The organism is Pseudomonas sp. LTR0, assembly GCF_036630035.1.
Taxonomy (GTDB): domain Bacteria; phylum Pseudomonadota; class Gammaproteobacteria; order Pseudomonadales; family Pseudomonadaceae; genus Aquipseudomonas; species Aquipseudomonas putida_Y.
In genome coordinates this window covers 2,920,616-2,934,543 of record NZ_CP123734.1, presented here as the reverse complement: position 1 = coordinate 2,934,543, position 13,928 = coordinate 2,920,616, and the positions used below count along the sequence as shown (strand labels likewise).

13 protein-coding genes and 2 pseudogenes are annotated in these 13,928 nt (G+C 54.4%); 8 read left to right on the top strand and 7 right to left on the bottom strand.

Going from position 1 to position 13,928, the window contains the following annotated elements; all coding sequences use genetic code 11:
- Window position 1 precedes the first annotated feature (1 nt).
- The gene (locus tag QCL51_RS13600) at window positions 2-1,027 is read right to left on the bottom strand and encodes a hypothetical protein (protein WP_319298147.1); all 1,026 of its coding nucleotides are present in this window, start codon (window positions 1,025-1,027) and stop codon (window positions 2-4) included.
- A 291-nt stretch (window positions 1,028-1,318) separates the two neighbouring features.
- On the opposite strand from QCL51_RS13600, the gene QCL51_RS13595 reads away from it, so the two are divergent.
- Entirely contained in the window at window positions 1,319-2,017 is a 699-nt protein-coding gene (locus QCL51_RS13595; RefSeq protein WP_103444328.1) for a hypothetical protein, read from the top strand.
- 167 nt (window positions 2,018-2,184) lie between these two features.
- Here the strand turns inward: QCL51_RS13595 and QCL51_RS13590 are convergent, their stop codons facing one another.
- The 5 genes and pseudogenes from QCL51_RS13590 to QCL51_RS13570 form a co-directional block, all read right to left on the bottom strand.
- Window positions 2,185-2,382 (bottom strand): polymorphic toxin type 46 domain-containing protein, encoded by a 198-nt coding sequence (locus QCL51_RS13590; protein ID WP_338443455.1) that lies wholly within the window; start codon window positions 2,380-2,382, stop codon window positions 2,185-2,187.
- Window positions 2,383-2,408: 26 nt separating this feature from the next.
- Complete coding sequence (locus QCL51_RS13585) at window positions 2,409-2,720, bottom strand: hypothetical protein (protein ID WP_103462538.1); 312 nt, start codon at window positions 2,718-2,720, stop codon at window positions 2,409-2,411.
- 472 nt (window positions 2,721-3,192) lie between these two features.
- Window positions 3,193-3,556: pseudogene (locus tag QCL51_RS13580) on the bottom strand (reverse transcriptase domain-containing protein); the annotation flags it as partial.
- A gap of 423 nt (window positions 3,557-3,979) precedes the next feature.
- The gene (locus QCL51_RS13575; protein WP_003248391.1) at window positions 3,980-4,276 is read right to left on the bottom strand and encodes an immunity protein Tsi6 family protein; all 297 of its coding nucleotides are present in this window, start codon (window positions 4,274-4,276) and stop codon (window positions 3,980-3,982) included.
- A complete protein-coding gene (locus QCL51_RS13570; protein WP_338444890.1) occupies window positions 4,273-5,730 on the bottom strand; it encodes a polymorphic toxin type 46 domain-containing protein in 1,458 nt (485 codons plus the stop codon). Before QCL51_RS13570 ends, QCL51_RS13575 begins: the two co-directional genes overlap by 4 nt.
- A gap of 124 nt (window positions 5,731-5,854) precedes the next feature.
- Here QCL51_RS13570 and QCL51_RS13565 point away from each other — a divergent pair, with 124 nt between their 5' ends.
- From QCL51_RS13565 to QCL51_RS13535, 7 genes and pseudogenes are all read left to right on the top strand, one after another.
- Window positions 5,855-6,196, top strand: a complete 342-nt coding sequence (locus QCL51_RS13565) for a hypothetical protein (protein WP_330507980.1) — start codon at window positions 5,855-5,857, stop codon at window positions 6,194-6,196.
- A 246-nt stretch (window positions 6,197-6,442) separates the two neighbouring features.
- Entirely contained in the window at window positions 6,443-8,284 is a 1,842-nt protein-coding gene (tssI, locus tag QCL51_RS13560) for a type VI secretion system tip protein TssI/VgrG (RefSeq protein ID WP_338443452.1), read from the top strand.
- 21 nt (window positions 8,285-8,305) lie between these two features.
- Window positions 8,306-8,899: a DcrB-related protein gene (locus QCL51_RS13555; protein WP_338443450.1), complete on the top strand. Its 594-nt coding sequence runs from the start codon at window positions 8,306-8,308 to the stop codon at window positions 8,897-8,899.
- Window positions 8,896-10,128 (top strand): PAAR domain-containing protein, encoded by a 1,233-nt coding sequence (locus QCL51_RS13550; protein WP_338443449.1) that lies wholly within the window; start codon window positions 8,896-8,898, stop codon window positions 10,126-10,128. The genes QCL51_RS13555 and QCL51_RS13550 overlap by 4 nt, the downstream gene beginning before the upstream one ends.
- A gap of 12 nt (window positions 10,129-10,140) precedes the next feature.
- A complete protein-coding gene (locus tag QCL51_RS13545) occupies window positions 10,141-10,821 on the top strand; it encodes an SMI1/KNR4 family protein (protein ID WP_338443446.1) in 681 nt (226 codons plus the stop codon).
- A 368-nt stretch (window positions 10,822-11,189) separates the two neighbouring features.
- The gene (locus tag QCL51_RS13540; protein ID WP_338443444.1) at window positions 11,190-11,675 is read left to right on the top strand and encodes a hypothetical protein; all 486 of its coding nucleotides are present in this window, start codon (window positions 11,190-11,192) and stop codon (window positions 11,673-11,675) included.
- 291 nt (window positions 11,676-11,966) lie between these two features.
- Window positions 11,967-12,320, top strand: a pseudogene (locus tag QCL51_RS13535) (sugar-binding protein); the annotation flags it as partial.
- A 58-nt stretch (window positions 12,321-12,378) separates the two neighbouring features.
- On the opposite strand, the gene QCL51_RS13530 reads toward QCL51_RS13535, so the two are convergent.
- Window positions 12,379-13,911, bottom strand: coding sequence for an IS66-like element ISPpu13 family transposase (locus QCL51_RS13530; RefSeq protein ID WP_029885958.1), 1,533 nt, complete (start codon window positions 13,909-13,911; stop codon window positions 12,379-12,381).
- Window positions 13,912-13,928 lie beyond the last annotated feature (17 nt).

Genomic DNA, 13,928 nt, shown 5'->3' with positions numbered 1-13,928 from the left:
CTCAGAACTTAGGCAGGTTGAACGTTGGGAGCGATGGCAATGAGGGCATCAATGGCAGCCTGGGGGCGTCTGGCCATGCAGGCAAGTCTATCCCGTCGGGGCGCAGCTTACGGATGACCCACGACTTGGCCTCATCGTAAAGCTCGTCGGCAATCCTGCCTGCGATGTTGGCGGCGGTTTCCTCAGCGTAGCGACGCAGGTCGTCCGGCTTGATCTCGGTGATTGTCTTGTGAATGGCCTCGATATGATCCACGGCATAGCGTAAACCCGCCTTAACGGCATTCTTGATGCCGAAGTGATTGTCGAGTGCGTTCAATCCAAGGCCTACGGCAAATACCACGAGCGCCCCGGCAATGACTGGTGCGGCGGCTGCAGTGAACAGGGCGCCAGCAGCCAGGGCCGCGGCGTATCCGAGTGCCGAGGCGATACCGGCCTTGATCAGTTCCACGCCAACGCCGCCAAACAGGTCGCTCATGACGTGCTCGTCGGCAAATATCCATTCTGCGACTTCAATGGCCACCGCCACGTAGCACGAAAGCTTGAATCCTTTGATGGACGAACCGCGCACTCCATACTTGCCGATGCCCATGCTGACGAGCTTGGCATTCTGGATGCCATAGCGTGGCGCGTTGAGTGTCTTGCGCAGGCCAGGGTAGCCGGTGAGAACGACGTACTGCTTACCATTGCGCACTCTGTAGCGTACTTTTGTGCCCAACCCGTTCATGTCGCGAATGAAACTGGCGGTGTTTTTCGCGTCCCAGGCGGCCATGGCCGCGGGCACACCCCAGGTGGTATTGACGAAGGTATGAGGCAGGCCGTTGTAGGTGGATTTCACGCCGTGCCAGGTGCCGGTCAGCATATCGCCCTGTGTGCGCGTACAGACTTGCGGCGATTGCGTGGCGCCATGTGCCTGCTGAGCAAACTGGGCCTGTGCGTGAAAATCCTCAATGGACATGATCACCATTTCCCGGTGATTCTGGTCCATCTCCCGGTCGAGCTGGCTGAGTTGGCTTTCGCTCACGCTCATGGCGATTCTCCCTGATATTCGCGATCTACTGCCTCATGGCTAGGCGTAGGGAGCCTACACTCCAGACCTCCAGCAGCTCAAACCGGAGGACATATTCCGATGTAATTAATCAAGAAATTGTCTACTGATACACAGGCCCATGATCCACCTGTTGCACGCGGCTTTTGTCCTCGTGGTGAGGCAATCTGGCTTATTGCCATCATTTGACAGCTCCCGGCCAAGCGCGTTTTCATTGTGAGATTTCCAGCTTGATGCAGGATGCATTTACCTGACCGGGAAAGATTGAATTAAATGTTTACGACCGAACGGTTTTTTGCGCGAATTTGGGCCTTCTGGTTTTTGACGCTTATGATTTCAGTGTTGACACTTGGGGTGGCGCCGAAAATTGTTTTTGTGCCAATGGCTGTAGCGTCTTTTGTTACATTTTGCTGGTGCGTGAAATGCGCCTATCGTTCGGAACGATTTGCTGATTTTGCGTCCTTACGTCTCTGTTTCAGCTTGACTGCCGTGCCGCTTTTTGCCTTTGTTCTGTCAATGGCGATAACGTACAAACAAGCAAAAATGGGAGGCGTAGCGGCGCTTGCGATCAGCGCCGTGCCGCTCATTCTTACTGCGTTGGCTTTCGCATTGGCCTATGGGCATCGAAGCAAGGCGAGTTCATTCCTGTTACGCGGTGATCGGGTAGAAGTATTCGAACCCGAGCAGGCCAATTCGTGGGTTGTGGGCGGGCTTGGTGCAGGGTTGAGTAGTCTGCTGTATCCGACGATAAAGAACTATAATAGTTCTATGGCCGTGGTGCTGTGTGTGATGGTTTTCATTTCGCTGTATTTGGTCTTCTATAATCGCACCAATATCGCTTCGTTAAGGGCGTTAAAAGAACGCGAGCGTCGTGAGGCGCGTCAATACACATTTCTTGAGATCGAATATGTGCGTGCGTTACGTGACGCTTCATGGTTGGCTCGGGTTTTTGCACTCAAGAGCCGAAAATAAGCGATATTAGACGCCAGTTATCCAGGAAGTGTGATGTTGACTTGCTCTCTCGACTCGCGAATCTTCCAGGGTAAGACGGTACAAGACCTAGTTGGCGAGGTACTTGCAGGTTTTGGCAGCTTGGCAAAGTGCGATTTCCGCCTGAACAAATCGTTGAAATCTTATAGCTACTGCAATCCGGAAAGATCGCCGTTCGTACCTTTGACTATAGTCAGTCGCGCAATTTCTTTCCGGTGATCATGCAGAGGCTCAATGAGCAGGGGGATGTAATCGGCAGACTTATAGCCCTGTGACTTGAAGAAATTGGCAGCAGTATCCTGGTTGCCTCGTATATTGGTGTACTGCCAAGTTGCCCGTTCGAGCAAGCTTCTTGTATGTGCTCCATCTTTTTCTAATCGTGATTTTTATTTTTGGCTTGGAATTTCTTAAAGGAACTCCACTCCTCTCCATCAATCAATGCCATGTAAAATTCTGCAAATAACTGACTGAGATTACGATCGTCCTGTAAGTTGGTTTCCGGTAAGTAGCGGTAACCAGGTATGTCTCTAGCCTCCATGGGGGCATGAATTTTTCCATTTTCAGCTTTTAATAAGAGGCCGCGTAGGGTGTTGAGCATCAGCTTCGCATCGGAATTTTGATCTTCGAGAGCCTCAAGTTTTTCACGAAGCGCTGCAGCGGTAGCCTTCAGTGTGTGCGTGTTCATTGTCTATCCTAGTTATCAATAGTGCCTATGACTTTGGTGGCCGACCACTCATTACGGTTAGGGGTAAGATATTGAAGTGCGCCACCCGCCCTGTCAATGTTACCTCCAGATTCGGCGGTAGTCGCAGTTTGCGGCACGTAGCTTTTGCAGATATAGCCCACCATCAGGGCTGTCGAGATACTCATTAATCTGTTTGTTGCTAAGACCTCGGGTGCAAAAGTCTCTGCATATTTTAGTTGTTGATCGTGCGCTACAAAGTCAGGGTCCTGTTTCGCATGAAGTTCTCGCAAGCGCTTCGGCTCGACCTGGCTGATGGGAGATGGTCCTTTAAGGAAACTCCGAACAAGTTGCTCATCAGTCGGAAATGGGCGGCTTTGGGATGCCGAAAAGCCCGATTTTCAGTCGCTGATTATTGGATAATCAAGGCAAAGCCTTGGTATCTGGACTCACGGGCGCACCTCTCCCCGCACTCGCGCACTGCCCGCCGCATCCGCTTCAACGCCTGCGCACTGACTCCCGGAAGGAAGCTGGTAGAAAGCTTGTTCTGCTGGCCGATTGCCTTCCTGGGTCTAAAAGTGAAACCAAGGAAGGTAAAGCTCACATGCGGATACCCTGCGCGTCGATTGCTGTCCTTGCAGTACACGATTTTCGACTTCTCGGGATGCATCGTGAGGCCACAAATCGCTAGACGTGAAGCGATTGAACGCATCACGTGTTCTGCTTGCCTCTGGCTACGACAATGCACTACCGCATCATCGGCATACCGGGCAAAAGGACAGTTTGGGCTATTTCGTTGCATCCATGCGTCAAAGGCGTAATGAACTCATGAAAAGATGGCAAGGCTGCCCGCCCATCATCCCTGGGAGGGTTTCTCCCCCATGCGCGCCTTGAGCTTGTGCAGGGTAGGGGCTCGCCCCCGGACAGCTCGATACGAAACTCGGCGAAGGCGTGCTCGAGATCGGCATACTGCTGCAGCCCTTCTTCGGTGAACAGATAGCTTCCGGGGATGTCACGCCATTCCATCGGGGTGCGGATCCGCTGCTGCTTTGCCGCGTTCAACAAGAGCGTCAGCTCTACACTCAACTTCATGGCGGCCGGGTCGTGTGACTTCAGCCGGTTAATGATGACACGCAGCGCTATCGATTTTTGCCGGAGTGCGTAAATGTCCATCGTGGCTCAGTCTGCTGGGTGTAGGGTTTATAGCTTTCGTCAGTGACTGCGCCCGATGTTCAGTGGCTGGCCTGATCGAACTTCGGCAATCAATCGGGCAGTTGAATTTTGAGGCCACGAGCCGACTGGATGGCTACGTAATAGGCGTCTTTCAGTGCTCTGGCCAACTCGGGGTCATTTTCTTCGAATTCTTTCGAGGCAATGGCACCGATACTGAGTTGGTGGAGTTTCGATTTATCTTGCTCACGCCCTTCGAACACGGCTTTCACATAGTCAAGTTGGTTTAGTAGCATCCCATAAATGGGGTAAGCGGGACAGGCCTTGTTCCGCTGCGCGGTGATGTCGATAGCCTTCTGTACATAGCCGAGGGGGGTTGTGGGTTTCATAATGCACCTGGTGTTATCAGTTTGAAGAGCTCGCGTTGGCCAGAGGTCATCTGCCGAGCACCGCCAATGGCGTTATAGGGTTGGGAAGGAACGGACCAGGTATCCAGTACCGGTGCCGAGGTACTCCTCAGCAGCGTGACCTTCTCAGTGCTCTGATAGACGTTCACGATCTTGGGCACGATGGTTTCCGTTTTGTAGATCTGGCCAAGCGGGTTGATCCCCAGTTGCCCTGGCACCACGTCAGGGGTAGGAGAGTACCACATGCCTTGCCGGCCGCCGGGCACCTGGAATTGCCAAAGTGTCTTGCCCCGGTTGATTGTTTCCGTGAAGACTGGTTGAGTGAAGTCCAAGCCGTTCATGTAGCCTTCGTAGTCGGCAGGCTTATAGCCCTGTGACTTGAAGAAGTTTACAGCAGTTTCCTGGTTGCCTCGTATGTTGATGTCCTGTGCCAAGTTACCCGTTCGAGCAAACTTCTTGTTCAGGTACTCCCTACGGGAAACTTCCGTTAAGCCTGGCTTATCCGGTGCCTGAGCAATGGGTGGTCGATCGGGTAGTGGTCGCAATGGCTCCGGTTGCGCTTGTGCACGAGAGATCGGTGTGGCCTCTTTGGGCTGCAACTCCGGCTGCGCCAACAGTTTCTGCTCATTCTTCGCCAACCAGGCCGCCAGCTGTTTGTTGGAGATCTCGGCTTGCAGCCGAGCGCTCCGGGCGGCAATGCTTTCCATGCTGCTCATGACGCCGGCCTTCATCTGCCCCCGAGTAAGGTAGGTGACGATGGCTGTCAGTAACAGCAGCACCAACTGCTCCTGCCCGCGAGCAAGCTGGCGTGCAGCGCGCTCGACACGCTCCTGGGCCTGCGCCGCGGAACCGCCGCTCGGGTCCAGGCCAGCGGGCTTGAGGCCATCCTCGGCGAACCAGGCCGTGGCCATGCCTTGCTGAAGGGTCGACAGGCAGGCCGGCAGCCCCTGATAAAAATACTCGGCGATGGCGGACAGCCCCAGGCCCATGAGGATCAGGTTGCCGACCTGCAGGCCAATGCCGGCGCCGGCCACCGCGCCCGGCGCCGCGCCGACTCCAAAGGCGAACGCCCCGGCCACGCCACCGGCGAGCGAGCCAACCGCCACACTGCCACCGAGGATCATCGACACCTCTTTGACCAGTTGCAGCAGCACCGGCAGGATTTGCTCGATACCTATCGAGGACCACTTGCGCTTGAGGTTGTCCTGAATGATCGGGTAGGACAGGGCCATGGCCTGGCGCACGTTGTCGATACGCTGGCCACCGAGGTAGCCATAGGCCTGATTGGCGCCATTGCTCACTCGCCGGCTGAAACCGTCCCAGGCCTCATGGGCGCTGTTCAGGCCGCTGTCGACGCTCTGGTTGAGCTCGCTGAATTTCTGCTCGAGATTGCGTTCGATGTCTCCCCAACTGGGGATGTTGGATAAAAGATCCATTTTCGCTTCACTGTCCATGGAAGTGGCGGCGCTCGGCGGCGAGCGCAGCATGTCGCGTCAGACCTCAGGATGGGTGTGAAGTCCGGCGGAGAGCCCATTGTTCTCATGACAGGCGTGCGCGGCAATGATGGCAATTGAGCATCGCTGCACGGCTTTGTGGCTGACCGCATCCCGCAAGTGCCATTACGGCCGCGTTCGCAATGGCCATTTGGCGGAATTGGCCAGTGGCGAAAAATTTGAACCAATCCACGTTATGAAACATTTTTCTCCGCCAGTGGACCTGATGCATCAGGTAGCGAGACAGTTCGAGTGGGAGCTGTCAGGCATGGGCGCTGATCGACACCTCAAGAACCTTCTGCGACGGGCCGTTCGGCGATTGCCGGGGGCGCTTCCGGGCGCCAGTGAGGAGGATGAAGGATGGCGATATGACATTGCCTTGCAGGGCGGTATTGCCCGGTTTTCCTAGGCCTGTAGTGAGTTGACAGGACAGCTTTTGCCGGTGTTTCCTTTGGGCCTTTCTGCCTGCCTGGCATTCGGGAATGTGAACCCTGTCGCATTTATTTCAATGCATGATGGCACTTTCCTTTCTGCAGGCAGTCGCATGATTCCGCAAGCACGCGCGTTATGCGCGCATGCAGAATACGCCCGCAAGATCAGGGTTGCAGCTGAGCATCGCAAGCGCGTGCTGGCCGTGTTTTCAAGGAGATTTCGCATGATCATGGACTTGGCCTCCGCGCTGCTGTCGCCACAGAACCGCCGCCTGTTCAAGTTTCACAACCTGGCCAACCCCGAGCAGGAGCTGCTGCTGGAAACCTTCAAGGGCACCGAAGCCCTGTCGCGGGCGTTCAACTACGAACTGTTGCTGGTCTGCGAAGACTCCGGCGTGCCGCTCAAATCCATGATGGGCCAGCACGTCAGCATCGAGATCGAACTGGCCGAAGGCGGCCCGCGGTACATAACCGGCTACCTCACACGCTTTGCCAGCATCGGCAGCGACGGCGGCATGGCGCGCTATACCGCTACCCTCAACCCTTGGTTCTCGATGCTGAAGAACCGCTTCGACACGCGGATATTCCAGGGCAACACGGTCGAGGAAGTGGTTACCGAAGTGTTCGCCCTATGCCCGGCGTTTTCCCGCCACGAGTTTCGCCTGACCCGGCCACAGAAGCGCTACACCTACATTACCCAGTACCGCGAAACCGACTTCAACTTCGTCCAGCGCCTGCTGGAGGAAGAGGGGATGTTCTACTACTTCGAGCACACCGCCGAAGGCCACACCATGATCATCTGCGATGACTCCAGCACGCTGGTGGCCATCCCCGAGCAACCGCAAATCCGCTTCCACAGCGCCTCGGTCACCGAGACCGCCGACTCCATCACCCAGTGGAGCGGCAACCGTCAACTGCAATCCGGCAAGATGGCCACGCAAACCTTTGACTACCGCCAACCGAACAACCGCCTGCCAGTGGCGCTGAACAGCGTGAACAAGCAGGGCGATGTCGAGAACTTCGAGATCTACGACTTCCCCGGCCAGTACACCCACGGTACCTATGACGAAGGCGAAACCCTGCTGCGCCTGCGCATTGAGGCGCTGGAGCTGCGCGGCAAAAAGTTTGAAGGTGCCAGCAACTGCCGGGCCATGAAGCCGGGCTACACCTTCGAACTGCTGCAGCACTACATCCACGACCAAGGCCCGGTAGAAGACCGCCAGTTCCTGCTGATGAGCGTGGAAAGCGAAGGCCACAACAACTACCTTACCGGCCAGCAGGCCAGCTACTTCAACACCTTCAGTTGCGTGCGCAAGAAGATCCCGTTCCGCCCGCAGCTGAGTACGCCCAAACCGACCATTGCCGGCCCGCAGACCGCGATCATCGTCGGCCCACCGGGTGAGGAGATCTTCACCGACGAACTGGGCCGGGTGAAAGTCCAGTTCCACTGGGACCGCAATGGCAAGTACAACGACCACAGCTCGTGCTGGGTACGTGTCGCCCAGTCCGGTGCAAGCGGCGGCTTCGGTAGCATCCAGATCCCACGTGTAGGCGACGAAGTGGTGGTGGTGTTCCTGGACGGCAACCCGGACCGGCCGCTGATCATGGGCAGCCTGTACAACAGCACCAACACCCCGCCATGGTCGCTGCCGGCGAACAAGACCCAGAGTGGGTTCCTGACGCGGTCGATGAAGGGCAAAGGGTCGAATGCCAACTTCTTCCGCTTCGAAGACAAGGCTGGTGCTGAGCAGATCATCATGCACGCCGAGCGCAATCTGGATACAGAGGTTGAGGCAGATGACAGTCTCAAGGTGGGCGGGAATCGAACGATCAACGTCGAAGGCAAACATTCCGAAACGATCAAGCTGGAAACCAGTATTGCGGTGGAGGAGGGTTCGTATTTTGTGACGGTGGATCAAGGGGCAGTGAAAATTAAGGCTGCAACGTCCATCACGTTGGAGGTCGGAAGCAGCAAGCTGGAAATGAAATCGGATGGCACGATTACCCTGTCAGGCATCTCCGTGGACGTTGCAGGCAGCAAAATAATCAATTTGAACAAGTCTTGATTAGCGACAAGGAAAAGTCCCATGCGTAGAAACATCTACGACCGATTATCTGAACGGCGCGAACGCGAAGAATGCCTTGAGCGTGAGCGTCTAGAAGAGGAGGCTCGCAATGCGGAGCCCCCTCCACCAGAGCGTTTTCTTACAAATGAATTGAGTTTCGTTCGTCCAGAAAATTTAAAAGACAAGACGTTTCACGTCTTCACGCTGACGGACATCGGACCTAGCCCGTTCTCGTTCGTCGTGGGGCGTTCGCCAGTGGAACCGGGTACGGACTTGGAGACGCTTGCGCAACAACTGCTTGGTGAGTTGAAAAAGACGTTGTCCCATGTTCAGTGGATCGAGCCGGTTTCCCCGGTAGAAGTAGCTGGATTGGAGGCCCGACGTGTCGAGTTTCGTTGGCGACAACAAGGCCAACCGGTTCATCAAGTACAGCTGATTTTTCTGCATCAGGATGAGTACAAGCGGCCTTTGCTCATGCAAGTTACTGGTACGAGCAACAGTCCCAAAGGCATGACGGCGGAGGAGCGTAGTGCTTTCGATACGTTGGTTGAAAGTCTTCAACTGCGCTATCTGCCCGCGAACGAGGGGGATGCTGAACAGGCCGAATCAGCATGACTGCGGCTGCTGCGAGATTAGATGATCCAATCGAGCACTCCAGCGCTTTAGGTGGATTGCTTGCTGGCTTAGCAATTGGTGCAGGCGCGGTACTCATAGGTATTGCCGTTATCGGGACCGGCGGGCTTGGGGCTGTAGCGCTAGCCGCGATGGTTGGCGCGGGAGCAGCTACTGGCGCTGGAATCGGTCAACTGATTGGTAGCCTATCTTTCGCTTGTAGTGAAACAGGGCAAATACGATCAGGCTCAAGTAACGTTTATATAAATGGGAAGCCTGCTGCGAGGGCTCATCTGGATAATGCCGAGTGTTCGGATCATCCAGGGGGGCCTAAGATATTGGCCCAGGGCAGTGACTCGGTTTATATCAATGGTCAGCCTGCGGCTCGAGTCGGTGACCGAACAGTTTGTGATGCGAAGATAAGCGCTGGCTCTCCTAATGTGTGTATAGGAGGGGGAACAGCGACGACTGATGCAATTGCCCCGGAAGTTCCTGTTTGGCTTGAGCGTTCGGTGATGGCGTTGGGGCTGGCGAGTGCTTTTGTACTGGCAAGTCCAGTGTTGGTGATGGCGGGGTTGGCAGGTGGCATTGCGGGCGGAATGGCCGGGCATTGGGCTGGCGGTGAGCTATTTGGTGAAGGTTCTGATGGCCAGAAACTGATGGCATTTGGTGGTGCTCTACTTGGGGGCGGTATTGGTGCCAAAGGTGGGAAAGCTTTCGATGCGCGATATGAGTTTAAGTCTCAGGGATTTGGATCTAACCTTGGTAACGTCAAGCTTGTAAAAAAACCGGTTCTCCCTCCGAAGTCTGATAAAATTTCACCAGAGCTATATGGTGAGCTAAGGAGTAAGACTCCCAGTGCTGCAATTCGAAAAGCTGTGAATCAAGATGTTACTCTTCCCATGAAAGACCCCGCGCTTCCCGGGCTTGAGGTTACGAAGCCTCTCCATGCGGATCACATTGTTCCCATGAAGAAAATTACAGAAATGGAGGGCTTTTCCCGGTTGACTTTCGAGGATCAAGTAAAGGTGCTAAACTACGAGCCGAACTTCCAAGGGTTGAGTGAAGTGGCAAATACTTCAAAAGGAGCAAAGTCTTTCACTGAGTGGGAGCTGTACAAGAAGGGGAATATTTCTGTTGATCCGGCGTTTCGTTCTGCCATGATAGATAAGGCCGCTAAATTGGAGCCGGAATTACAGCAATATATCAATGGTTTGCTTTTGGGGTATTGAGGTGATATGAAGATGAACTGGTCTGATTCTTTAAGGCTGCGTATTACAAGCGAGCTAAAGGGTTATGATGTGTATTTTTCAGCTGACGATGTTCCTCTTGAAGTCGACTTTCCCAAGCAGTGGCTTGGGTTTGGTTTTCTAGATAGTGAAAAAAAACATATTCCTGTGGAGTGGGCTGATTTTTCTGAGTTTTTGCCTTGGGTAAGCGCATGGCTCGACAAATGTGTGTTAGGAACTGTTTTGGCAGTGAGTGATAGGCCGTATCTCATGTATGTATATGGCGAGGGTGGTGATTTGTATTTCTATATGGGGGGGGCTCCGCTAGGCGTTGAAGGGTCAGATCTCGATAGTTATCCCAGCCTTCCTGCGAGCTTCAGGCAGTTCTATTCAAGATTGCATAATGGCTTTGGGTTTTATATTGGTTGTACTATGGGGCCATCAAGGTTGGAAGATTTTGTTCCAATCAAGGATTTGTGCGATGAAGATTATCCGACGCTTCCTGATATGCTAGGAGTTTTTTCTAGCGGGGCTGGTGATTATTTGGCTTTGGGTGAAGGCCCATTCAAAGGCGAGGCTTTTATCTGGTGGCATGAAAAGCCAGAAAGTCCCACAGAAGGAATCGATTTATGGAATGTGATGGACTCATGGATGTCAATTTTTTTGGAGAACTCTGACTCTAACGAGTATTGTTAGGTATGATTTTTTGCAAGAAGATTGAATACAGACAGTACATGCCGTAAGCCAGCGAGCCCAGGGGAAGCGGCTTTGCGCGAAACTTTCAGGTTAGGTGATGATTCGAAGACTATTTCTCGGCTAGCAGTTTCCAGTCGATTTCGTTTTCGCGACCTGATCGCCATAGGGCATGAGGGCGAGATGATGAATGAGGTTGGTATGTTCTCTAAAGGTGACTTGTTGCAGTCCTTTCCTAGTGTAGATGAATTCGCTGGTTGCTATTTTTTTCAGCATAAGCTTCCCAAGGTGGTTTACGAATATTGCTTGAAAAGCTCAGATGAGAAAGACCTGCTGGTTATATCTGAAGGCTTAAGTGACAGGGCATTTCGGTGGAAGTTTTTGAGCAAGCGCCTCGCTCTTTGGATCAGGGCGAAGTTATTATCTTCAATATTTCGCAAAATAAATATGGGTTTACTCATGCGTTGGTAGTGCCCAATACATATCATGGCAGCCTGAAAGGACGACTGGAATCTAAGCGAGATAATCTATTTCTTTGTATTCCGATCCATCGATGTGAGTTTTCGGGAGGAGAGTCTGAGGCTGAATTTAAAGAGATGATTCGGCGAAGCATTCCGGTCTTTCGTTGGGATAGAAACGTTTGCCCTAAAATTAAAGTATATTTTGACAATCCTGGGACCGAAGCAGGTACAGATGAAGCAGGCGTGCTGATGAAGTACCCTACTCTGCTGTCAAAGATAGAGAGCCTCAATGGTGTGGTTAGTGGGTTTATTGAGATAACGAACTACAGAGGGTGTAGTGGAGGTCCTTTCACCAAAAAAAGAAGTATTCACTCTGATTCGCAATCGGAAAGATGAGCAGGTGCTCACTCACTCTCGATTGGTCGAGGCAGTGCACGATTTTGTTTTCGCTGGAAATTGAAACTGTTAGGTAGAGTTTCGCTCGCTAAACGGCATACCCTAAGCAACGACCGCTGGCTTTGAGGCGGTCGTATATTTTATTTTGCTCCAACACCGAGCTTGCCAGATCGCTAGTGACTCCTTCGTACCGCTCAAATCCATACTGGGCCAGCACGTCAGCATCGAAATCGAACTGGCCGAAGGCGGCCCGCGCTATACACCTATGTTGGACAGCATGGCGTCTAGCCCAGCCACCCCGACGGCACCACGGAAACCTTCACCTACAACGTCCACGGTCAGGTGCTCAGCCACACCGACGGCAAGGGCCAACGGGTTCGGTACGAGTACGACAAGGCCATTCGCCTGACCGCGCTGGTCAACGAGAACAACGCCACGTACAGCTTTGCCTACGACGCTTCGGACCGGCTGAGCGAAGAAGTGCGGGTGGATAACCTGACCCGGCGTTTCAGCTACAACGTCGGTGGCCATCTCACACGACTGGATGAGATTGGCTATGGCGAAAATGCCGAGCGGCCCGAGCGCCATACGCTGTTCGAGCGTGATGCCATTGGCCGTTTGGTCGCCAAGATCAACCGTGATGCGAGCCAGACATTCGGTAAGCGCTCCATAAACCCCACCTAACCAAAGATGGGCAGCGCACCTAGCTGTGTATGTGAGGTGTGCAATTCCATGGCAGTAGCGCTTCGTAGTCTTCCACTGAGCACGCCTGCGGCAGGCGTTCCAGTGCGTGGCGCAGCCACGCATAGGGCTCTTGGCCGTTGGCTTTGGCCGTTTCTACCAAGCTGTAAAGTTGTGCGCTGGCAGTGGCACCTTTGGGCGTGTCACTGAACAACCAGTTCTTTCTCCCGATGACAAACGGGCGGATCGCACGCTCGGCCGCGTTGTTGTCCATCGGCAAGTAGCCGTGCTCGACGTAGCGTTCCAACTTGCTCCAGTTGCTGGCCAAGTAACCGATGGCCTTGCCCAAGGCATTCTGCGTCGTGACCTGAGGTTGCGTTTTCTCTACCCAGTTTTTCAGCTGAGTCAGCAATGGCAGGCTGCGCTCCATGCGGGCAACCTTACGATCTTCGTCGTCACTGTCCTTCAAGTCGCGCTCGACGCCATAGAGCTTATTGATCAGGTTCAATGCGATGTCAGCGCGTCCTGTTTTGCCCTTGGGCTGTACTTTCTGCGCTTCGACGAACTTGCGGCGCGCGTGCGCCCAGCAGCCCAATCGCTCCAGCCCGTCCTGTGCGGCCAGCGCGTTGTAACCGGCGTAGTCGTCGGTCATGACATAGCCGCGATAGCCGTCCAGCAGGCGCACCGGCACCTCCTGCGCTCGGCTGGTGGCGTAGTCGAAAAGGATCACCGGGCGATCAGGTGGGCCGCCGGTTTGCACCCACATCCAGGATTGGCTGCTGGGCTCACGACCAGGCTCTTTCAACACCTGCACACGTGTTTCATCACAGTGGATGATCCGACTGTTCAACAGGCTTTCGCGCATCAGATTCAGCAGCGGCTGAAAGTGCTCGCTGCATTGAATCACCCAGCGTGCCAGGGTCTGGCGCGGGATATCGATACCGTGACGCCCCAGCACTTTTTCGAAGCGGTGAAGCGGCAAGCCGTCTACGTATTTGGTGGTCAGCAGCATGGCCAGCACACTCGGGCTGGCCATGCTTTTCTCGATCATCTGGGCGGGCTTGTCCGCCGTTACGGGCGCTGACTCGCAGTCCCGGCAGCCGTACACCTTGCGAACATGCTTGATGACGCGAATCTGCATCGGGACGATTTCAAGCTGTTCGCTGACTTCTTCACCGATGGCATGTTTACGGCAGCCACAAGCGCAGGTCAGTTCATGCTCCGGCAGTTCGTGGACAACTTCGATACGCGGCAAATCAGCTGGCAGCGGCTTGCGCTTGCCACGGCGTTTGGTTGGCGCAACGACTTCTTCGTCGTCAGCCTCATCCAAGGGCTCGGCCAGGCTTTCCGCTTCGTCGAAGAGTGGCAACTGTGGTGTCGCCGTATCGCCAGTCTGCTCGGTCTTGCGCCCGAACAAGCGCTGGCGCAACAGCGCAACTTCCTCTTCGAGATGAACGATCTTGCCCTTGTCGGACGCGCGCTCGTGGATCATCTGCTCAAGCAGTTGCTTGAGCAGAACAGGATCGTCAGGGAGGTTTTCGGGCATGGAAATCATGCCGCGGATTATACCGA

Excerpts from the sequence above, each read along its gene's own strand:
- QCL51_RS13600 (WP_319298147.1), bottom strand. The coding sequence starts at position 1,027 with ATGAGCGTGAGCGAAAGCCAACTCAGCCAGCTCGACCGGGAGATGGAC.
- QCL51_RS13595 (WP_103444328.1), top strand. The coding sequence starts at position 1,319 with ATGTTTACGACCGAACGGTTTTTTGCGCGAATTTGGGCCTTCTGGTTT.
- QCL51_RS13585 (WP_103462538.1), bottom strand. The coding sequence starts at position 2,720 with ATGAACACGCACACACTGAAGGCTACCGCTGCAGCGCTTCGTGAAAAA.
- QCL51_RS13575 (WP_003248391.1), bottom strand. The coding sequence starts at position 4,276 with ATGAAACCCACAACCCCCCTCGGCTATGTACAGAAGGCTATCGACATC.
- QCL51_RS13570 (WP_338444890.1), bottom strand. The coding sequence starts at position 5,730 with ATGGATCTTTTATCCAACATCCCCAGTTGGGGAGACATCGAACGCAAT.
- QCL51_RS13565 (WP_330507980.1), top strand. The coding sequence starts at position 5,855 with ATGATGGCAATTGAGCATCGCTGCACGGCTTTGTGGCTGACCGCATCC.
- tssI (WP_338443452.1), top strand. The coding sequence starts at position 6,443 with ATGATCATGGACTTGGCCTCCGCGCTGCTGTCGCCACAGAACCGCCGC.
- QCL51_RS13555 (WP_338443450.1), top strand. The coding sequence starts at position 8,306 with ATGCGTAGAAACATCTACGACCGATTATCTGAACGGCGCGAACGCGAA.
- QCL51_RS13550 (WP_338443449.1), top strand. The coding sequence starts at position 8,896 with ATGACTGCGGCTGCTGCGAGATTAGATGATCCAATCGAGCACTCCAGC.
- QCL51_RS13545 (WP_338443446.1), top strand. The coding sequence starts at position 10,141 with ATGAACTGGTCTGATTCTTTAAGGCTGCGTATTACAAGCGAGCTAAAG.
- QCL51_RS13530 (WP_029885958.1), bottom strand. The coding sequence starts at position 13,911 with ATGATTTCCATGCCCGAAAACCTCCCTGACGATCCTGTTCTGCTCAAG.